This window comes from Brucella sp., from assembly GCF_032066345.1.
In the GTDB taxonomy this organism is placed as follows: domain Bacteria; phylum Pseudomonadota; class Alphaproteobacteria; order Rhizobiales; family Rhizobiaceae; genus Brucella; species Brucella pseudogrignonensis.
Window position 1 is genome coordinate 205,812 of record NZ_DAMBKZ010000005.1, and the last position, 21,442, is coordinate 227,253.

The window sequence follows — 21,442 nt, forward strand, 5'->3', positions numbered from 1 at the left end:
CGATTAGGCTCTGTTGGTCATAAAACCGATTTCGATTTTCGGCCCAATGTTGTAGGGCTTGCTTCCGCTTTAACGCGCTTTATGTTGAAACAGTGATCGTGAAACTGGCAGAGCTTAAATTGGCATATTTACCGACGTTCCGCGCAATTGCATTTGCAATGACCACTTTTGCTGTGTCGCTTGGGGCGCTGGATCATTCGTTTGCTCAGGATAACAAACCGCAACAGGCTCAGCCTCTCGCTCAGCAATCGGCGCCTGCTCAAGCTCCTGCACCGGTATCAGCAGAACCTGCGGCAGCTAGCACACCCGTTTCTGGTGTGGTGCAGCAACAAAAGCCGATCATCAACGATCTCAAGCAGCAGACCAAATCGATCAACGATCAGCTGCAAAAATCTTCGACCAGCGATGAGACGCTCGCAAATCTCAAGCTACAGCTTGATGGTCTTTCCAAGAAGCTGCTTGATGCGGGTGTTGCGTTTCGTCCAAGGCTGACGGAAATCAACACACGTCTGGAGCAGTTGGGTGCCGCCCCCTCCGGCGATCAACCAGCAGAGCCGCAAATCGTTGCGGATGAACGCGCACGACTGACTGCTGAAAAGGCCGAGATCAACGCCGTTATCGGCGAGACGGAAGATGCATCGCTTTCGGTCAATCAGATGTCGGCGAAAATCGGTAATATGCGCCGTGACCTGTTTGCGCAAACCTTGTCTCAGCGCGTCAATCTCGATCTTACACTCGGATCTGAAGTAACCTCGGCTGCTGGCGATCAGATGGTTTCGCTGTGGAGCATCGTGAAATCATGGTGGCGCTTTGTCTCCACCTTCAAGCTGAATTCGTTTCTGGCAGCGGCCTTTTTCGCATTTGTTGCGGCACTGATCATCCAGCTCGGCGCGCGCCGTGTTCTCGGTTCGCTTTACGAACGTGATCCGACGATTGAAACACCGTCTTATCTGAGCCGTTTGTCGGTTGCATTCTGGTCGACAGCGATCCCATCGGGTGCTGTCGGTGTGTTTCTGGCAACGACCTATTTCTTTCTCAATTACTTCAATGTTTTAAGACCTGATATTGCAGGGCTTCTACAGTCGCTCTTCGTCGTTTTAGGCATTGTGTTCTTTATCAGCCGGCTGGCGTTTGCCTGTATAAGCCCATACACACCAGCATGGCGGTTGGTGCCGGTCGCGCCACGCCCAGGTCGAGTTCTCGTCTGGCTGATTACAGGCATGGCATTGATTAACGGGCTCGACTCGTTTTTCAGCAAAGTAAACCAGGTTCTTTCCTCGCCGCTCTCTTTGACGATGGCGAAAAGCTTGCTTTCGACGGTCGTTATCGGCGTTCTGATCCTCATCGTCGCCTTTGTGAAGCCAATAGAAAAAGACGGAGAAGAGGGCGTCCGCCCCTGGCCTAAGATGTTCAGGATATTCCTGATCGTCCTTGGTCTTTTGCCGATTATCGCAGCTGGTCTTGGCTTTATCGGACTTGCACGCTTTGCTGCACAGCAGATCGTTGTTACCGGGGCGTTCCTCGTCACGATGTATCTCGGGTTTTTGACCGGCCGTGCAATTTCGGAAGAACAGGCCTTTGCGTCCAGCCCGATTGGTCGGGTTATGCGTGACCGCTTCCATTTTGATGAAGCGACACTTGATCAAATAGGGCTTGGTGTCGGCATTCTCATCAATTTTGCGGTGGCGCTGGTCGGCATACCGCTCGTGCTGATGCAGTTTGGTTTTCAATGGTCGGAGCTGAAAAGCACTTTCTATAATCTGATGACCGGCATCCCTATCGGCAATATTTCCATTTCGCTGATGGGTATTCTGACGGGTATTGCGCTTTTCGTCGTTGTCTATCTGATGACGCGCTGGTTCCAGAACTGGCTTGATAACAGCGTCATGGCGCGTGGACGTGTGGATTCCGGCGTTCGTAATTCGATCCGTACGGTGGTTGGCTATGTTGGTCTGGTACTTGCGGCGCTGGTTGGTGTTTCGGCAGCTGGCTTCAATCTGTCCAGTCTCGCACTGATTGCTGGTGGTCTGTCACTTGGTATCGGTTTTGGCTTGCAGAACATTGTCCAGAACTTCGTTTCGGGCCTTATTCTTCTGGCTGAACGTCCGTTCAAAGTGGGCGACTGGGTCGAAGCAGGCACGGTTAGCGGTATCGTAAAAAAGATCAGCGTGCGTGCAACAGAAGTTGAGACTTTCCAGAAGCAGTCGATTGTCGTTCCAAACTCGACGCTTATCAACGGCAATGTCGGTAACTGGACCCTCCGTAACAAGCTTGGCCGCATCGATATTAATGTGCAGGCAGCCTATACCGATGAGCCGCGTCGCGTTCACACATTGCTGCTAGAAATCATCCGCAGTCATCCTTCAATTCTAAAAAATCCGGAACCGTTCGTAGCGTTTCAGAGCATGACGGATTCTCTGCTGGTGTTCGATATCTACGCACATGTTGCAGATATTACATCGACAGGCGGTATCAAGAATGAGCTGCGATTCCAGATTGTTGAACGTTTTCACGCAGAAGGTATCGAGCTGGCTTCGTCTTCCACTGATCTGGTTCTTGGTGTTACTGAAATCGAAAAGCTTTCCGAGCTTGTGAATAAAGATACCCCACGCGCTACAAAGACGCGGAAGGAAAAGCCTGCTGAGTCTGAGAAGGGCGAAAAGCCTGAACATGACGACAAAGTCTGAACGCTTTAAATTACTTCCAGTTTTCACTGAATCGTTGGAAACTCTCTATCTATTCGTTTTTGCGTGCATCCTGTTCCGAAAACCGCTTCGTGCTTTTTGGGATGCGCTTTAATGCGAATTATGAATATGTCGTTCAGTTGCAGTTCAGTTTTGAAGTCTTATAAATGATTACGAAAAGAGGCAGGCGAACTGTCTTAGAGCAATGGGGCCGAATACTCGGCTTGTAGCGGGAGCAGCGGGAACGCTGAAACGATATGAACAGAACTCAGGTCAATTATGCTGGCAAGGTCGCTATCGGTGCGATGCTCGCGATTTCGTTCTCCATACCGAGTCTTTATGCTGCAACTGTTGCCAACAATGACAGCTCGGCTCAGACCATTGTGGTGACTGAAGGCGCTTCGAAGCGTGAAATGCTGGTGGCACCTGGTGAAACAGTCGATTTCTGCAATGGCGGTTGTTTTGTAACGTTCCCGAATGGTGATCGTGAGGCGCTGAAGGGCGACGAAACCATTACGATTTCGGGTGGTAAGGCGACCATTCAATAAATAGATCAACACGAATTGAGAAAGCCGGGGCACAACCCCGGCTTTTTATTGAACTTTACGATTAGAGCGTCTCCCATCTTCATTGAACCATTGGAAGTCTCTATCTATTTGTTTTTGCGCGCCTCTTGTTCCGAGAACCGCGTCGCACTTTTCGGTCTGCTCTTTAACTGCGGGGCTTGAGATTTTCCGGGTCGTAGAGTGGCTTGTAACCAATCGATACGACTTCGACCGGATAAGTCTCGCCAAAATACTCCACATTCAACTTCCGGCCTTCCTGGCAGTAGGACCAAGGCAGATAGGCAAGTGCGATATTCTTGCCGATGGTTGGGCCGTAGGCGATGGACGACGTGAACGAGCGACGTCCGAGTTCATCAACCAATGTTGCACCCGTTTCAGGGTCGAGCACCGGCAGAATGCCGACCGGGTAGCGTTTGACGCCTTTGGAGTCGACATTCTCGCTCATAACCAGCGTGCAAAGCATGGCTGGCTGATGCTCACGAGCCTTGTACTCAAGATGCTTCGCCTTGCCACGGAAGTCTGCTTCCTTGACCTTCGGGCGAGCCAGATCAGCTTCAAGCAGATTGTATTCAGTGAGCAGATCTGCATTCTGAAGGCGTAGGCTTTTCTCCATGCGGCGTGTATTCGCATAGGTCTCAACACCGACAGCAATTGCCCCGGTTGATCGCAGCGCATCCCAGACAGCGAGGCCGTCTTCATAGCGCATGTGCAATTCCCAGCCCTGTTCGCCGACATAGGAAATACGGAACGCTGTTACGTCCTTGCCTGCAATACGGATTGGCTTGATGGCGGCAAACGCGAAGTTCTCAAGGTCAAGACCCTCCGGGTTCTCGACAACCTTTTTGAGATTGTCTCGTGCATTCGGTCCCCAAATGCCGATGGTGACATATTTCTCAGTCACATCGGTAATAGTGACATCAAAGCCCTTATCTTCAGCCACGCGGCGCATATAATGGAAATCGCGCGGACCGGCATCCGCGCCGTTGATCATGCGGATGCGGTCTGCCATGCGGATGGCCGTGAAATCGGCGCGCACCATGCCTTCATCATCGAGAAAATGCGTATAGATGCCTTTGCCGATATTGGCATCGCCGCCGATCTTGGCAGCGCATAACCATTCCATCAGCTCGACATGATCCGGACCTTCGATGTCATACATGGCAAAATGCGACAGATTGATAATGCCGCAATCTTCACTCAGTGCGAGATGCTCAGCGTTGGAAACGCGCCAGAAATGGCGATTGTCCCACTCGTTCTCACGGACCGGAATGCGGTCGCCATATTTCTCAAGCAGATGTTCGTTGGCCGCGTAGCCGTGCGCACGCTCCCAGCCGCCCAGCTCCATGAAGTGACCGCCAAGTTCCTTTTCACGCTCATAGAAAGGTGAGCGACGAATATTGCGGCCTTTGGAAAATGGTTCGCGCGGATGCACTGCCGGATTATAGACCTTCATCGCCGTTTCGGTGCAGCGATCCCATATGAACTGCTCGGTCATCTGATGCGGATAGAAGCGCGAATAGTCGATAGCGTGGTGATCGATTGCTGTACGGCCATCTGTCATCCAGTCAGCAATGAGCTTGCCCATCCCGGGGCCGTCTTTGACCCAGATCGCAACTGCATACCAGAGGCCGCGCACCTTCTGGCTTTCACCCATCGAGGGACCGCCATCAGTTGTGACCTGAAGGAAACCATTGAAGGAATGGCTTTCATTGTAACCCAGCTCGCCGAGGATCGGGGTCAGTTCGATGGCGCGTTCAAGCGGTTCGAGTACCTGTTCCATGTCGAGATCGCGCTGTGATGGCGACAGGCGTGCTTCATGCTTTTCAAGCAAATCACGCGGATGGCAGAGGCGCGGATTGGTTTCTTCGTAATAGCCCCATTCGATCTGACCGCCTTCTGCCGTCTTCGGGTCGCCGGTGTCGCGCATATAGGCTGAGTTGCCCTGATCGCGCATGAGCGGCCAGCCGATTTCCTTACCGGTTCCTGCAAATTCATTATAGGGACCGAAGAAAGTGAGCGGATGGTCAATCGGCATGACTGGCAGGTCTTCGCCAACCATCTCGGCAATCAGACGGCCCCAGAGACCGGCACAGATCACAACATAATCCGCTTCGATCGTACCGCGATGGGTGACAACGCCCTTGATGCGCCCATTTTCAACAACAAGCGACTGTGCGGGGGTATTGGCGAAGCTCTGAAGCTTGCCAGCTGCTTCGGCTTGGTCAATCAGCTTGCCCGCAACCGTCTGCGAACGCGGAATAACGAGACCTGCATCCGGGTCCCACAAGCCGCCCTGAACGAGGCTTTCTTCGATTAGCGGGAATTTTTCTTTGACTTCCGCAGGCTCCATCAGGCGGGCGCGTGTGCCGAAGGCTTTGCCGGATGCGACTTTGCGTTTCAGTTCTTCCATGCGGGAATCGTCGCCGACGCGAGCAACTTCGATGCCGCCGACGCGTGCGTAATGGCCCATCTTTTCATAGAAATCGATGGAGTAGAGCGTTGTCCAGCACGACAGAAAATCATGGCTGGTTGCATAGCAGAAATCAGATGCGTGTGCGGTGGACCCGATATCGGTGGGGATGCCTGACTTATCAATGCCAACAATATCGTCCCAGCCACGCTCAATCAGGTGATGGACGACGGATGCGCCAACTATGCCTCCCAGCCCGACAATGACTACTTTCGCTTTCTTAGGAAACTCTGCCATTTTATGCGATCCCATTTTTCATTTGATGGAATCATAGTGATTGGCAGGAGCTTACAATTGTCATTCTACGACATAATCACGGCGTGAGGCGACCGAAGCTCATTGGCTGTTTGATCGTTTTGACGGTCAGGAAATCCGGAACCTTAATGTGTTGAGAATTTGATTCACAGAGTAGGGCTATCACTATGATTTAAAAAGAAAAGCCGCATTGTGAATGATGCGGCTTTTATGCTTGGTTCTCCGATCAGGCCGCTATCAGCATTTTGCGGTCTGCCCGTTCTTGCTGCGGCGAACGCCCGTAAAGTTCGCGGTAGCACTTGGAAAAATGCGACGCGGAAACAAAGCCACAGGCAACGGCAACTTCAACAACCGGCATGGATGATTGCAGCAGCAGATGCCGGGCCCGGTCGAGACGAATTTCGAGATAATAACGCGCTGGTGAGCGACCCATTTCCTGACGGAACAGACGTTCGACCTGGCGACGCGAAAGCCCGATATTATGCGCCACATCGATAAGCGCTTCCGGTTCTGAAAGATTGGCTTCCATCATTTCGATGATTGTCAGAATCTTCGAGTTCTGGATACCAAGACGAGCGCGAAGCGGCAGACGCTGGCGATCATGCGGATTGCGCACGCGGTCCGTGAGAGCCTGTTCGCAAATGCGGTTGACCAGATTATCGTCGAAGTCATCACCGATGAGCTTTAGCATCATATCGAGTGAGGCGGTTCCGCCTGCACAGGTATAGATGTTGCCATCGACTTCGAAGAGATCGGCATAGACTTCCGCTTTTGGAAAAGCTTCGGAAAAGCCGGGCAGGTTTTCCCAGTGAATGGCGCAACGTTTACCAGAGAGAAGGCCGGCAGCCGCCAGAATATGCGCGCCGGTGCAAAGGCCGCCAACCGCGACGCCGCGGTTATATTCTTCGCGCAGCCAGGCAAAGACTGACTTGTTGCGAAATTCTTCGACAAAAACGCCCGAGCAAACAAATACCATGGAAGGGCGCTGTTCGCGCTGAAGGAAGCGTCGCTCGTCCTCCAGCGAAGCATTGACAGCGCATTCCACGCCGTTCGACGCTGTTACCGGCTTGCCGTCGGTGGATGTCAACCGCCAGCGATAGGCTTCATAGCCCAGCATTCGATTGGCAATGCGCAGCGGTTCAATTGCTGTCGCAAATGCGATCATCGAGAAGTCAGGGACCAGAAAAAAAACAATAGACCGCTTAACCGATGAAGCTTGATTCATAGCCTGATCGTTCCCATTCTCGAAAGCCCGAACTGCGGTTCCCGACGCAGTTTCCGGCTTTGTGCCTCCGTCATGACACCGGGGCTTTGTCAGACCCTGTCATCCGGTCGCTTTCTGACCGGCCATCCTGTTGCTCCAGCCCGGATTTATAGGGGGTAGGCTATGACGCAAACAGGACAGACATATTGAGACATAGAACTTTCAGATTGCATAGTGCGGCTAAATGCCTGCCGTAAATTGGCATCTATATGTCGTTTAATTGAGGGCAAGGAATATCCTGCCCTCAACTGATGATGTTATTTACTTCTTTCGGCTGATGCGTGTGGAAGTGGGAAGGCGATCATCCACGCAAGGCCAGCCGATATCGTGTAGAATGTGTTCCGGTAACGACTCCAGCACCCTGCGGCTTTTCTTTACGCGCCGCTGATAAGCCCATTCGGCATAGAAAGCGACGACCGATGCAATGTTCGCTTGCAGCCAGCTTGGGATGACAGATGGGCGCGAACCAGATTCGTTTTGCAGTGCTTCACATTGAATGCTCATTTTCGTTCTCCTGACAAAAAGTGAGACCAAGTGGTTGGTTGGAGATGTTCTGATCTCGATGATGAGAACTTGCGACCATCTTGACGTTCAATCAAACGAAATATAGAAAGGTATAAGATCAGAAAAATTGAACTAACGGAAATCGCGGAGTTCAACATGACAGCGCCGGTTCAACATCCTCTGCCAATGCTCGATATTGATGTGTTGCGCACATTCGCGTCCATTGCCGATACAGGCAGTTTTTCGGCGGCGGCTAATGTGGTTTTTCGGACGCCCTCGGCTGTTTCGATGCAGATCAAGAAACTTGAAGAGCAGCTCGGGGTTGCCGTTTTTGAGCGCGATGCGCGTTCGGTCACGCTGACGAGTGATGGTGAGATATTGCTCGGCTACGCACGGCGACTTCTTGCGCTCAATCGCGAGGCCGTGGCCAAATTTGTTGCTCCGACGGTTACAGGCGTTGTTCGCTTAGGGTCGCCTGACGATATTGGCGAATGTGTTTTGCCTCTGGTTTTGAAGCGATTTGCTGAGACCCATCCGGGCGTCACTGTCGATGTCGTCATTGATCAAAGCACCAATCTGCGCAAGCGGCTGGATGAACGCCGTCTTGATGTCACGCTGGTCAATCTCTCGCACACAGTCCCGGGCAGAGGTGACGTTGAAGTGTTGCTTGATGAGGAGCTGGTCTGGGCAGGCGCAAAATGTGGTACGGCCTATCGTCGTGATCCGCTCCCGCTTTCCATATGGGAAGAGGGCTGTGCATGGCGTGGAAATGCGCTGGAAGCATTGGAGAAGTCAGGCCGGTCTTATCGTATCGCCTATATGAGTTCTCATTCTACAGGGCAGCGCGCTGCCATACAGGCTGATCTCGCTATTGCACCTTTCGGTAAAACATTGCTGGGAGAGGGAATTGTAGCGCTCGGACCTGAACATAATCTGCCGCAGCTTGGACGTTATCAGCTCGGAATGATCATTAAACCGGACGCGCGCCAGCACATTCAGGTGGTCGCTGAACATTTACGCAATGTTTTTGAAAGCTATCGCCGCAGCGGTCGCTTCGATACATTTCGCGCAGGTTGAGCCGTGCAATGAAACTTTAGCAGTTTACTAAATACCTCTCTTGCCAGCGAAAAAAGCTGCGCTAGATTTTATATGTGACAGCCGAGTAACGGCTTCACCGCCAGAATACCGGGCAGCGCGCGTCAGGTAGTTTGGGAGGCATATTTGGTTGAATTGAGCATCTCAATGGAGAGACTGTTATGAAGCTATCCCGCATTGTCCCCGTTGCCATCGTTCTGTGTGCTTTCACGCTGGCGTCTTGCGCAAATACAGTCCGCGGCGTCGGGCGCGACGTCAAAGGCACCGCACATGCGGTGCAGGAAACAGTAGAATAAAATGAAAAGGTCCGGGTAATTAACCCGGACCTTTTTTATTTCTGCAGGAAGTAACTCACAGTGATGTTCATGTCTGGACGGGTTCTGTAGGCGATCTTGGTCGTTGTAATACCCGTTTCAGGAATATGAATCTGCGCCTCGTTTATAAGCGCCGATACACGCTCATTTGGAACTGCATCTCCGAACCACATAACCAGCGTAGGTCTCGCTGCATTGGCCGCACCAAACGGTGTTTCAGGATGAATAATCTGGAGAGACGGGTCGAAGAGACGGAAGTTACCGGGGATCTGTGCGTTGTCCGTCAAGATCGTTTTAAACTCGCCCTGCTGCCTCACTTCATCGTAAAGACGCTGATATTCCAGCTGGCCATAGGGCGGCGTGCTTGAGCCATATGTGAGATAATAGGCAAGGACAGGTGGCACAATTAGAGCCGCAACGATACTTACAGTCGCGAAATCTATCAGCGCTCGTGTTCCGGCTCGATAATGTGCAAACCAGGCAGCGGTGGCTGCAGGCAGAAGGAAAAGAACCGGCTGCAACCAGCGGTCTTTGATATTGCTGACACCGGCCAGCACGACACCGGCAAAAACAATTCCCATTCCGATGATAAGCAGGCGACGCATAAAAATCTCGCCTGAAGTGAACGGTTTATTTGGTGATGTCCGTGCTTTCGAGTGGATAAGCGCAATAATGCCCGCAACCGCGAGTGCTACAATCGAAAATAGAAAGGCTGCTTCAATAAAGCTGCCGACACCGTTGAGGCGGTCAATAAAGAGATTTCCCGAAGCGCCTATCTGGAGTTTGCCAGAGCGAGCAATGACGCTCGATTTGTGCGCGAGCATCCACATGCCCGTGGGGGCGAAAGCCGCGCCAAAGGCAATGATTGTGACGATAGAGAGCTTTGAAAGGAGAATTTTTCTATATTCGGGGACTGAAAGAGCGGTGACAATCAGCATAATTATGAAAAGCGAGGCATTGAACTTGCCCAGAATCGCTGCAGCCATAGTAATGCCGAGTACGGCCGCCGAACCCACATGACGGGCGCGCATGTGCCAGGCAAGAGCCAAAAAGGCCCAACCACAGCCCGCTGTGCCTGCAACAGAGTGTGTGAGTGCGCGCTGCGATTCCCATCCAATCTGCGGAATGAGAAAAAGCCCAAGCATTGACGTCGAGGCAACGATACGTGAAAACCCGAGCAGCCGCATTGCGGCGAATACACTTAGAAAAAGGCTTGCGAGTACACCGAACTTGACGATCTGCAACGTCAGCATAGAAGTGCCTAGCACCGACGCCGTAATATTTGTTATCCAGGTGTAAAGCGGTGGCTGAGAGCCGCCGTAACCCCAATCAAGATAGCCGATATTGGCGAGCTGTTCCGCATCGTCGAGACCTGCACCGTTTGATACAAACGTGACCAATATTGCCTGGAAGGCGAAATAACAAAGGACAAAAAGCACCGCCGCCGGTAAACCGAACGTGTTTTTTTCGGCTGGAAGTGCCGTTATTGGTCGTGTTGCACTCAAAATCTATAGATCCCAGAAAAAATTACGCTTTATCTGCGTACCAAGCAGCGGTTAGCTTTCACAGGATTATGGCCAGAATTCAATCTTTGGAACCAGATCTAATATAAAAATCACGCATAATTTATGAAATGAACAATGGCAAAAACCGCGCTGCCTCTGAAGGTGCACGGTTTTGCCAAAAACGCATGGCGTTCCCGCCAAACAATACACAGGCGGGAGAGACTGAAGCTCCGGTACGCAGTACCAGATCCGGAGCGTCGAGAAGGTTTGCACCGTCTCTGGCTCCTTTTTAGCGCAACATCGTTACCGGACAGTTATCAGATACTTAAGCAAATCTAAACAAAGCAAGTTTTTCGCTGCTTTGGCGAAGAATTTCTCAATTGCCTGCTTTGGTTGAGCGCAAGAAATTTATTATGCCCGAAAAGTCGTCTCCGCCATGCCCTTCATTGTCGAAGCGGCTGTAAAGTTCTTCTGCATGAGCGCCCAACGGCGTTGCAGCACCCGAGCTTTTTGCCGCTTCCTGCGAAAGCTTGAGGTCTTTGAGCATCAGAGCTGCTGCAAATCCGGGCTTATAATCCCGGTTGGCAGGCGATGTTGGTACTGGTCCGGGCACCGGGCAATAGGTCGTCAGCGACCAGCATTGCCCCGATGAGGTGGATGCCACATCAAACAGTGCCTGATGCGAGAGGCCTAATTTTTCAGCTAACACAAAGGCCTCGCTGACGCCGATCATCGAAATGCCGAGAATCATGTTGTTGCAAATTTTTGCAGCCTGACCTGCGCCATCGCCGCCGCAATGCACGATCTTACCAGCCATCGGCTGAAGAAGCGGCTCAGCCTTTGCAAAGGCATTATCGCTGCCGCCCGCCATAAAGGTGAGGGTACCTGCTGCGGCGCCACCTGTGCCGCCCGAAACCGGTGCATCAATGGAGAGGTGGCCATGGCGGGCTGCGATTTCGTGAGCTTTGCGCGCCGAATCAACGTCAATCGTCGAGCTATCGATGAAGAGTGAGTCTTTACGAGCCTTAGGGGCAATGTCTTCATAAACAGAAAGAACATGTTTACCAGCAGGCAACATGGTTATAACCGCGTCTACATCGCTGACCGCTTCTGCAGCATTTGCCGCGATCTGAAGGCCGTTGGCTTTAGCTTCTTCAAGATGAGCATGCAGCAGATCAAAGCCTATGACCTTGTGTCCGGCTTTCACCAGATTGGCGGCCATTGGGCCGCCCATATTACCGAGGCCGATAAACGCGATAGTGGCCATGATTTCCTCCCATTCAATATTTGTATCAGCGTCCGATCAGCTGGCGAGCAATGATGACGCGCATGATCTCGTTGGTGCCTTCGAGAATCTGATGAACGCGCAGATCGCGGACAAGTTTCTCGATGCCGTAATCATGAAGATAGCCATAGCCACCCAGAAGCTGCAGCGCGTCATTGGTGACGTTAAAGCCTGTGTCGGTGACAAAGCGTTTGGCCATCGCTGACCATTTGCCGGCATCATGCGTTTTGCGGTCAAGCTTGCTCGCAGCAGTGTAAAGAAGCTGTCTTGCTGCTGAGAGCTCGGTCTCCATATCAGCAAGGCGGAACTGCAACGCCTGAAACCGGTCAATTCTCTGGCCGAAAGCCTTGCGCTGCCCCGTATATTCCAAAGCTTTATTGAGTGCAGATTGTGCACCACCGAGCGAGCAGGCGGCGATGTTTAGTCGTCCACCATCAAGGCCGGCCATGGCGATTCGGAAGCCCGTACCTTCGTCACCCAGACGGTTGGCGACAGGCACGCGGCAATTGTCGAAAATCACTGTGCGGGTGGGCTGCATATTCCAACCCATCTTGTGCTCATTGGCGCCAAACGACAGGCTGGGCGCATCTTTCGGCACAACGATGGTAGAAATTCCTTTCGGACCGTCCTCGCCGGTACGCACCATAGTTACATAAAGATCGGTAGCTCCCGCACCGGAAATAAACTGCTTGGTGCCGTTAAGTACATAGTGATCGCCATCCCGCTCTGCGCGGGTGCGAAGTGCGGCTGCATCGGAGCCTGAACCGGGTTCAGTCAGGCAATAGCTCGCAAGCCATTCCATCGACGTAAGTTTAGGCAAAAATGTCTGACGCTGGCTTTCATTGCCAAACGTATCGATCATCCATGCTGCCATATTGTGGATGGAAATAAACGCTGAAAAAGCTGGGCAAGCCTCGGCAAGCGCCTCGAAAATAAGGACCGCATCAGAGCGTTTAAGTGCCGATCCACCTACGTCTTCGCGAACATAAATGCCACCCATGCCAAGCGGTCCGGTTTCCTTTATAACGTCAATCGGGAAATGTTTGTCGCGATCCCATCGCAGTGCATGAGGCGCAACAAAATCCGATGCGAAGCCGCGCGCCATATCTTGAATGGCGAGTTGATCTTCATTGAGTTCAAACTGGTTCTGGTCGGCAGTATCCATGGTTTCCTCCCTATGAGCACCGCACCCTCCTGAGGCGACTAGATCACAATGGCGCGTGGCTGCCAACGCTCCATTGGAATAATGTTGCTCACTTTTGTAATAAACTGATGCGCATTTTTGCATATAAGGTTGCCGCAACCGCTGGCGATTGCCAGTCGCATGAAGTTGGGATAGGCAAGCTCGCATGACACGCGCAATCATGTTTCAGGGAACGGGTTCGGATGTCGGCAAAAGCGTGCTTGTTGCCGGTCTTTGTCGCGTTGCACGCAATCGCGGGCTGAAAGTCCGGCCGTTCAAACCGCAAAACATGTCGAATAATGCAGCCGTCAGCGATGATGGCGGCGAGATTGGGCGCGCGCAATGGCTTCAGGCTCTGGCTTGCGGCGAGCCGTCATCGGTTCATATGAACCCGGTTCTACTGAAGCCACAGACTGACATGGGCAGTCAGGTGGTTGTGCAGGGTAAAGTGCGTGGCGAGGCGCGTGGGCGCTATTATCAGCAGTTAAAGCCGCAACTGATGGCGGCGGTGATGGAATCCTTTGATATTGTCAGTGATGGCGCCGATCTGGTGTTGATCGAAGGCGCGGGGTCGCCTGCCGAAATCAATCTGCGTGCCGGCGATATCGCCAATATGGGCTTTGCCACGCGCGCAAATGTGCCAGTCGTCTTGGTGGGTGATATTGATCGCGGCGGGGTGATTGCCTCGCTGGTCGGTACGCATACAATTCTGCCGGATGAAGATCGCGCCATGGTGCGCGGCTTCATGATTAACAAGTTTCGCGGCGATATTTCGCTGTTTGATGACGGTCTGGAAGCGATTACCCGCTTTACGGGCTGGCGTTCTTTTGGGGTTGTTCCATGGTTGAAAGCCGTGTCACGACTGCCTGCTGAAGATTCGGTCGTTCTGGAACGAGCCACGCGCGGCGATGCCAAGGCGTTGAAAGTAGCAGTCCCCCTGTTGCCGCGTATTGCGAATTTCGACGATTTTGATCCGCTGAAAGCAGAAAACCAGGTTGAGGTTGTAATGGTTCCGCCGGGACAGCCTTTGCCGCATGACGCAGGGCTTGTGGTTTTACCGGGCACGAAATCAACGATTGCCGATCTGATTGCATTTCGTGAAAACGGATGGGAGCGCGATTTGCAGCTCCATGTGCGGCGCGGCGGGCATGTGCTTGGTATTTGTGGCGGGTTTCAGATGCTCGGCAACCGGATCAGTGACCCGGACGGCATCGAGGGGCAGGTGCGCGACATTGACGGGTTGGGGCTGCTGGACGTCAACACTGTGATGGAACCGGAAAAAGTCGTGCGCAATGTTGCGGCTCACTCGCAACTTTATGATGCAGCACTTGATGGATACGAGATTCATATAGGGCGTACAAATGGTCCCGATGCTATCCGCCCATTCGCGCGGATCGGCGATCACGATGACGGGGCAGTCTCGGCGAACGGTCGGGTGATGGGCACCTACCTGCATGGTGTTTTTGGTGCGGATGAGTTCCGTCGGCAGTTTCTTGCAACGCTCGGCGTGAGCAGTTCAGTCGAGAATTATCGTGCTGGCATTGAAACGGCACTTGATGAGCTGGCTGACGGCCTTGAAAACTGCCTTGATATTGATGCGTTGTTCGCACTCGATTGACGCCGCATTTGTGAAAGCCTAGTGTCGATTTACACAACAGGTTTTGCCGGGACGAATCCCGGCGATACCAAAAGGGAATGCGACGGACGGACCCAATCCGGGCGTCTTTATCGCAGCCGACCCCGCGACTGTAGAGCGGAGAGGGATGAGGCAAGCCGGTTAACCGGCGGCCACTGGAAACACAGCGTTTCTGGGAAGGCAGCTTCAAACCCTACGACCCGTGAGCCAGGAGACCTGCCTGTTGCGTGAAGGACATTTTGTCCGCACCCCATGGGAGGTTTTCCCTGCTGCCTGCACGGAGGTTGTCATGGCTGCGCGTACCCAAAATTCTGTTCCCAACACTTTAGCTATGCCGCTTGCAACGCGTCTTGGCACGGCCGTCGTTTCGCTGCTTCTTGGTGCATTTCTGATTTACGGCGTGGGTCTTGCTCACTCCGATACGCTGCACGATTCAGCGCACGACACGCGTCATTCATACGGTTTTCCCTGCCACTAAGCCGTTTAGCTTTTTGAATTGGAAATGAGCAACGCTCGATGGTGGACGGCCATCGGAGCGGGAATTGCTATTGAGGGAATGAAATGTTGATCCGTTATCTTCTGGCCACACTTGCTGCTGGCCTTTTGGCAGGGCTTCTCGTGACGCCTGCCATGTACTTGAAAACCGTTCCGCTGATCATTCAGGCGGAAACTTATGAAGACGCTGGTGGTGGTCATAGTCATGGTGATGCAGCCGAAGCGGCTGCACCGCACGATCATGCAGCAGCTGCAACCAGCGAAGGTGAAGGTGAGGCCGGGGCAGAACTGCCGTTTGGTCGTCTTGGCAATACATTGCTCGCCAATCTCGTAGCTGGCGCAGGTTTTGCCCTGCTTTTGGGCGGTGTTGCTCTGTTGCTTGGTCGTCGTATTACGCCGCAGAACGGTATTTTCTGGGGTGTGGCCGGTTTCTTTGCAGTCGCTTTCCTGCCAGCTTTGGGGCTTTCGCCGGAACTGCCTGCGATGCCCGCAGCCGATCTGGCGCAGCGCCAGCTCTGGTGGATTCTGACAGTGGTGTTAAGCGGCGTCGGCATTTATCTGCTGGTTTTGCGTGGTGAGATCATTTCCAAAATTCTCGGGCTTGTGTTGATTATCGCACCACATCTTTATGGTGCACCGCATCCTGAAGATATTGCATCGCCAATCCCATCGCTGCTTGCTTCGCAATATGCAGTCGCATCGCTTGCAACAAACCTGTTCATGTGGGCCGTCATTGGTCTTGCGCTGGGCTGGTTCATTCAGGCTTATGCAAAGTCGGATATTGAAGGCTGATACCTATGGCTCCGCCCAGAAATGAAAATGCAAAAATTACATTCGTTCTTGGCGGAGCCCGTTCTGGTAAGTCGTCGTTTGCGGAGAAACTGGTTGAGGACTCAGGACTTCAGCCAGTCTATCTCGCGACAGGACGTGCATTCGACAAGGAAATGGAAAGCCGTATTTCCATTCATCGCGACCGTCGCGGACGTGAATGGCAGACGGTGGAAGAACCACTCGACCTTGTTGGGGCGCTTGAAAAACATGCGGGGCATGACCGCTTCGTGCTGGTCGATTGCCTGACGCTCTGGATCACCAATCTGATGATGGCAGAGCAGAATATCGCTGCTGAAACCGAGACACTGATAGCGGCGTTGAGTCCGCTTTCAGGTCCGGTTGTTTTCGTTTCCAACGAAGTTGGCCTAGGCATTGTGCCGGAAAATCAGATGGCGCGGGAGTTTCGCGATCATGCCGGTTTTTTGCATCAGGCCGTGGCATCAGTGGCGGATGAAGTCTATTTTCTGGCGGCAGGCTTGCCGCTCAAAATGAAGGGATAATTCGATGCAGGGACAAAAGATTCCAGCGACCGTAATCACCGGCTTCTTAGGTTCCGGCAAGACGACGCTGATCCGCAATCTGCTGGAAAATGCCAATGGAAAGCGCATCGCGCTCATTATCAATGAGTTTGGCGATCTGGGCGTTGATGGCGGAATTCTGAAAGGCTGCGGTATCGAAAGCTGCCGTGAGGAAGACGTGATCGAGCTCAACAATGGTTGCATCTGCTGCACTGTTGCCGATGATTTCATTCCGACGATGACCAAGCTTCTGGATCGTGCGGATCGTCCTGATCATATCGTGATCGAAACTTCTGGCCTGGCGCTGCCTCAGCCGCTGGTCGCTGCTTTCAACTGGCCTGAAATCAAGACGCAGGTAACAGTCGACGGCGTGGTGACGGTTATCGATGCTGCCGCCGTTGCCGAAGGTCGTTTTGCTGACGATCACGACAAGGTGGATGCTCAGCGCGCGGCGGACGAATCTCTTGATCATGAAAGCCCTTTAGAGGAACTTTTTGAGGATCAGATTCATGCAGCTGACCTTATTGTTCTGAACAAGGCCGATCTCGTTGATCCGGCCAAACTCGATAGCGTGAAGACCGATGTGGCTGCACGCTCATCGCGTCGCGTCAACATGGTGCCAGCAAGCTTCGGCAAGCTTGGTGCGGATGTGCTGCTCGGTCTTGGCGTGGGTACGGAAGACGATATCGCCAACCGCAAGTCGCATCATGAAATCCATCATGCTGATGGCCATGAGCATGATCACGATGAGTTTGAAAGCTTTGTGGTCGAAGCAGGCTCGGTTGCTGATCCAAAGGCATTTACCGAGAAGCTCAAGGCTGTGATTGCGGAGCACGATGTTCTGCGGCTCAAAGGCTTTGTCGATGTGCCGGGCAAGCCGATGCGTCTGGTTGTGCAGGCCGTAGGTCCACGCATTGAGCATTATTTCGACCGCCCATGGGGCAAGGATGAGGTGCGTAATACGCGTCTTGTCGTCATTGGTCTGCATGAGATCGATGAGCAGGCTATCACCAAAGCCGTGAAAGAAGCCGTCTTGTAATGCATCTTTTACTTGCCCAGAAAGGAACGATCAGCGACGGCAATGAGGCCGTCGACCTCGGCCAGACGCCGGGCGATATATTGTTCCTTTCCGCTGCCGATACGGAACTGGCAAGCCTTGCTCAAGCACATAAGCTTGGGCAAAGCGGGCCAAATCTCCGGCTCGCTAATTTTCTAAGCCTCACACATCCCATGTCAGTCGACGCTTATATTGAGCGTACGGCAAAGCATGCGAAGCTTATTGTCGTGCGGATTATTGGTGGCGAGACCTATTGGCCTTATGGGCTTGAGGCGCTTCATGCCTGTGCAGTTTCACACGGCATCAAAATCGCCGTGCTGCCGGGTGATGATAAGCCCGATTACGGACTGACAAGATTTTCAACCGTGCCAGCGCAGGAGCGGGATGCCCTCTGGCAATATCTGATCGAAGGCGGGGCCGCCAATACGTCTCGCTTTCTCGATTATTGTTGCGCACTGATTGATGAGAGCGAAAAGCCGGAAGAGGCTGCACCGCTTCTAAAAGCTGGGCTGTGGTGGCCCAATATGGCCACGCCTTCGCTCGATCTGATCCGCCAGCAATGGAAGGCCGTTGAGGCGCCTACTGCGGCAATCATTTTTTATCGTGCGCTGGTGCAGAGCGGACAGACACAGCCGGTTGAAGCACTGATCAGTGCATTGCAGGCAAAGGGCTTGAACCCGGTTCCGATCTTTGTTTCCAGCCTCAAAGACAGACTTTCGGCGGCGGTTGTCGATGGTCTGTTTGAAGATTACCAGCCGGATATCGTTCTCAATGCCACCGGCTTTGCGATTTCATCACCGGGTGCTGAGCGCAAACCGACCGTGCTCGATAAGCGCGGTAATATGGTTTTGCAGGTGATCTTTTCCGGTACGCCAAAAGCCACATGGCAAGCATCGCAGCAGGGGCTGCTGGCGCGCGATCTCGCGATGAACGTAGCGCTGCCGGAAGTGGATGGCCGTGTGCTGTCACGTGCGGTGTCGTTTAAATCGGCAAAGCAATTCGATAGCGCCGTTGAAGCCAATATAGTCACCCACGAGCCGGATGCCGGTCGCGTGACTTTTGTGGCGGAACTGGCGGCAAACTGGGTGCGCCTGAAGCTTAGGAAACCAGAAGAACGCCGCATTGCGCTGATCCTCGCCAATTATCCAAACCGCGATGGCAGGCTGGGCAATGGCGTTGGGCTTGATACGCCCGCGGGAACGGTGGAAGTGCTGCGGGCTATGAAAGGCGAGGGCTATCAGGTGGGTGATGTGCCTGCCAATAGTGATGCTTTTATGCAGCTTTTAATGGCCGGCCCAACCAATGCCGCGCGTGACGGGCGTGTAATCCGCGAAGTCATTTCTCTGAATCAATACAAAGCCTTCTTTGCAAAGCTTCCGAATGTGATTCAGAATGAAGTGACAATGCGCTGGGGTGGTCCGGAGAATGACCCGTTCTTTGATAGAAAGCTTGAAGGTTTCGCACTGCCGCTGATGAAACTTGGCGAAACCATTGCCGGTATTCAGCCAGCACGCGGCTATAATATTGATCCGAAAGAAACCTATCACTCACCTGATCTGGTGCCACCGCATGGCTATATCGCGTTTTATGCTTATCTGCGTGATGTGGCGAAGATCGATGCCATCGTGCATATGGGCAAGCATGGGAATCTGGAATGGCTGCCCGGTAAAGCCTTAGCGCTATCGGAAAATTGCTATCCCGAAGCGGTCTTCGGCCCGACACCGCATGTCTATCCGTTTATCGTTAATGACCCGGGTGAAGGCACGCAGGCCAAGCGCCGTGCGGGTGCCGTGATCATTGATCATCTGACACCGCCGCTGACGCGAGCCGAAAGCTATGGTCCGCTTAAAGATCTGGAAGCGCTGGTCGATGAATATTACGAGGCGTCGGGCGTCGATCCGCGTCGCCTGCTGCGGTTGAAGGCGCAGATTCTTGATCTTGTGCGCGATATTGGTCTCGACCGCGACGCGGGTATTCACGACCATGACGATGAAGATATGGCGCTGCAAAAGCTTGATGCCTATCTCTGCGATCTCAAGGAAATGCAAATCCGCGATGGGCTGCACATTTTTGGTCTGGCCCCAGAGGGGCGTTTGCTTACCGATTTGCTGGTAGCACTGGCACGCGTTCCGCGTGGTATTCCTGTTGCGCTGGGTGGTTTGACGGGCGAACAAAGCCTGCAACGTGCAATCGCAAAAGACGTAGGCCTTGGGGAAGATTTTGATCCACTCGACTGTGTGATGGCTGATCCGTGGACCGGGCCGAAGCCTACACTGCTGTTGGCTGCAAGCCCTGCGAGCTGGCGTATTAAAGGTGATACGGTTGAACGTATCGAATTGCTTGCCGCGCAATTTGTTGAGGGCGAAGTCGAGTGCCCGGCAGATTGGACGCAGACCAATGCCGTGTTGCAATCGATCAATGATCATTTGCGCCCCATGGTGACATCCTGTGGCCCTTCGGAGATTGAAGGTTTTCTATCTGCTATTTCAGGGTGCTTTGTGCCGCCGGGACCATCGGGTGCGCCAACGCGTGGACGGCCAGATGTTTTGCCGACCGGGCGTAATTTCTTTTCGACCGATAGTCGTGCCGTGCCGACACCTGCCGCATGGGAATTGGGGCGCAAGTCGGCGGAACTGCTGATTACCCGTTACACGCAGGATCACGGCGAGTGGCCGACCTCGTTTGGTTTGACCGCATGGGGAACCTCCAACATGCGCACCGGCGGCGATGATATTGCGCAGGCACTTGCGCTCATCGGCGTGAAACCTGTCTGGGATATGGCTTCGCGGCGCGTCACCGGCTACGAGATTGTGCCGATTGCCAAGCTTGGCCGCCCGCGTGTTGATGTGACATTGCGAATTTCCGGTTTCTTCCGCGATGCATTCCCCGAGCAGATTGCATTGTTTGACAAGGCTGTTCGTGCTGTGGGTGCGCTTGATGAAGAGGCGGATGACAATCCGATTGCTAATCGCATCAAAGCCGAACAAACACGGCTTATCGCAACGGGGGCTGACGAAAAGACCGCCGAGCGTCGCGCGGGCTATCGCGTGTTCGGATCAAAGCCCGGCGCCTATGGCGCTGGCTTGCAGGCACTGATTGACGAAAATGGCTGGGCTGGCCGCAATGATCTGGCGGAAGCCTGGCTTGTCTGGGGTGGCTATGCCTACGGTGCAGGCGAAGAAGGACAAGCGGAGCGCGGGTTGCTTGAAGAGCGGCTTCGTTCTGTGCAGGCCGTGGTGCAGAATCAGGATAATCGCGAGCATGATCTGCTCGACAGCGATGACTACTACCAGTTCGAAGGTGGAATGGCTGCGACTGTTGAGAAGCTGACGGGCGCGATGCCGACCGTCTATCACAATGATCATTCAAAACCTGAGAAGCCGGTGATCCGCACGCTCGAAGAAGAGCTGGCGCGGGTTGTGCGCGGCCGTGCGGCGAACCCTAAGTGGATCGCTGGCGTCATGCGCCACGGCTACAAAGGGGCAGCGGAAATTGCAGCCACTGTCGATTATCTTTTCGCTTTTGCGGCCACGACTGGCAAAGTTGGCAATCATCACTTCGAGGCTGTCTATCAGGCCTATATCGCTGATAGAGCGGTGCATGATTTTATGCTTGAGAAAAATCCGGCTGCGCTGAGTGAAACCGCTTCAAAGCTCAACGATGCAATTGAACGTGGCTTCTGGGTGCCACGTTCCAATTCAGCACGGTTTGAGCTGGAAAACCTTATGGAGTACCGCACGAAAACGATGATGTGACGTGCCACTCTTTGTTTGTAAGCAA

At 53.3% G+C, this 21,442-nt stretch carries 16 protein-coding genes and 1 riboswitch; of the genes, 10 read left to right on the forward strand and 6 right to left on the reverse strand.

All coding sequences use genetic code 11. The features are described 5' to 3' along the window. Positions 1 to 158 precede the first annotated feature (158 nt). Both RT142_RS08925 and RT142_RS08930 read left to right on the forward strand, forming a co-directional pair. A complete protein-coding gene (locus RT142_RS08925) occupies positions 159 to 2,687 on the forward strand; it encodes a mechanosensitive ion channel domain-containing protein (protein ID WP_409558575.1) in 2,529 nt (842 codons plus the stop codon). A 254-nt stretch (positions 2,688 to 2,941) separates the two neighbouring features. Further along, complete coding sequence (locus RT142_RS08930; protein ID WP_064320777.1) at positions 2,942 to 3,232, forward strand: hypothetical protein; 291 nt, start codon at positions 2,942 to 2,944, stop codon at positions 3,230 to 3,232. Positions 3,233 to 3,395: 163 nt separating this feature from the next. Here the strand turns inward: RT142_RS08930 and RT142_RS08935 are convergent, their stop codons facing one another. The 3 genes from RT142_RS08935 to RT142_RS08945 all read right to left on the reverse strand — a co-directional run bounded on the left by RT142_RS08935 (position 3,396) and on the right by RT142_RS08945 (position 7,743). Next, positions 3,396 to 5,957, reverse strand: coding sequence for an FAD-dependent oxidoreductase (locus tag RT142_RS08935; RefSeq protein ID WP_079212031.1), 2,562 nt, complete (start codon positions 5,955 to 5,957; stop codon positions 3,396 to 3,398). 244 nt (positions 5,958 to 6,201) lie between these two features. Then, on the reverse strand, positions 6,202 to 7,200 hold the full coding sequence (locus tag RT142_RS08940) for a GlxA family transcriptional regulator (protein ID WP_112812478.1): 999 nt from the start codon (positions 7,198 to 7,200) through the stop codon (positions 6,202 to 6,204). Between the two features lie 300 nt (positions 7,201 to 7,500). Further along, positions 7,501 to 7,743, reverse strand: a complete 243-nt coding sequence (locus RT142_RS08945) for a hypothetical protein (protein WP_064320774.1) — start codon at positions 7,741 to 7,743, stop codon at positions 7,501 to 7,503. A gap of 156 nt (positions 7,744 to 7,899) precedes the next feature. Between RT142_RS08945 and RT142_RS08950 the strand changes: the two genes are divergently transcribed. After that, positions 7,900 to 8,820: a LysR family transcriptional regulator gene (locus tag RT142_RS08950; protein ID WP_007875606.1), complete on the forward strand. Its 921-nt coding sequence runs from the start codon at positions 7,900 to 7,902 to the stop codon at positions 8,818 to 8,820. Positions 8,821 to 8,999: 179 nt separating this feature from the next. Next, on the forward strand, positions 9,000 to 9,134 hold the full coding sequence (locus RT142_RS08955; RefSeq protein WP_007875604.1) for an entericidin A/B family lipoprotein: 135 nt from the start codon (positions 9,000 to 9,002) through the stop codon (positions 9,132 to 9,134). A gap of 35 nt (positions 9,135 to 9,169) precedes the next feature. Here the strand turns inward: RT142_RS08955 and RT142_RS08960 are convergent, their stop codons facing one another. The 3 genes from RT142_RS08960 to RT142_RS08970 form a co-directional block, all read right to left on the reverse strand. Next, the gene (locus tag RT142_RS08960; protein WP_313028368.1) at positions 9,170 to 10,552 is read right to left on the reverse strand and encodes a glycosyltransferase family 39 protein; all 1,383 of its coding nucleotides are present in this window, start codon (positions 10,550 to 10,552) and stop codon (positions 9,170 to 9,172) included. Positions 10,553 to 11,033: 481 nt separating this feature from the next. Next, positions 11,034 to 11,924, reverse strand: coding sequence for a 3-hydroxyisobutyrate dehydrogenase (gene mmsB, locus RT142_RS08965; protein WP_079212029.1), 891 nt, complete (start codon positions 11,922 to 11,924; stop codon positions 11,034 to 11,036). A gap of 25 nt (positions 11,925 to 11,949) precedes the next feature. Next, complete coding sequence (locus tag RT142_RS08970; protein WP_112805774.1) at positions 11,950 to 13,107, reverse strand: isobutyryl-CoA dehydrogenase; 1,158 nt, start codon at positions 13,105 to 13,107, stop codon at positions 11,950 to 11,952. A 184-nt stretch (positions 13,108 to 13,291) separates the two neighbouring features. Between RT142_RS08970 and RT142_RS08975 the strand changes: the two genes are divergently transcribed. From RT142_RS08975 to cobN, 6 genes are all read left to right on the forward strand, one after another. Then, a complete protein-coding gene (locus tag RT142_RS08975; RefSeq protein WP_112805777.1) occupies positions 13,292 to 14,743 on the forward strand; it encodes a cobyric acid synthase in 1,452 nt (483 codons plus the stop codon). Between the two features lie 21 nt (positions 14,744 to 14,764). Next, positions 14,765 to 15,000, forward strand: a riboswitch (cobalamin riboswitch). A 50-nt stretch (positions 15,001 to 15,050) separates the two neighbouring features. Further along, positions 15,051 to 15,239, forward strand: a complete 189-nt coding sequence (locus RT142_RS08980; RefSeq protein WP_007875594.1) for a CbtB domain-containing protein — start codon at positions 15,051 to 15,053, stop codon at positions 15,237 to 15,239. A gap of 83 nt (positions 15,240 to 15,322) precedes the next feature. Continuing rightward, positions 15,323 to 16,048: a CbtA family protein gene (locus RT142_RS08985; protein ID WP_007875592.1), complete on the forward strand. Its 726-nt coding sequence runs from the start codon at positions 15,323 to 15,325 to the stop codon at positions 16,046 to 16,048. A gap of 5 nt (positions 16,049 to 16,053) precedes the next feature. Next, positions 16,054 to 16,587, forward strand: a complete 534-nt coding sequence (gene cobU, locus RT142_RS08990) for a bifunctional adenosylcobinamide kinase/adenosylcobinamide-phosphate guanylyltransferase (protein WP_007875591.1) — start codon at positions 16,054 to 16,056, stop codon at positions 16,585 to 16,587. Positions 16,588 to 16,591: 4 nt separating this feature from the next. Continuing rightward, positions 16,592 to 17,644, forward strand: coding sequence for a cobalamin biosynthesis protein CobW (gene cobW / locus RT142_RS08995; protein WP_313028372.1), 1,053 nt, complete (start codon positions 16,592 to 16,594; stop codon positions 17,642 to 17,644). Next, the gene (cobN, locus tag RT142_RS09000) at positions 17,644 to 21,417 is read left to right on the forward strand and encodes a cobaltochelatase subunit CobN (protein WP_313028374.1); all 3,774 of its coding nucleotides are present in this window, start codon (positions 17,644 to 17,646) and stop codon (positions 21,415 to 21,417) included. The genes cobW and cobN overlap by 1 nt, the downstream gene beginning before the upstream one ends. Positions 21,418 to 21,442: the final 25 nt, after the last annotated feature.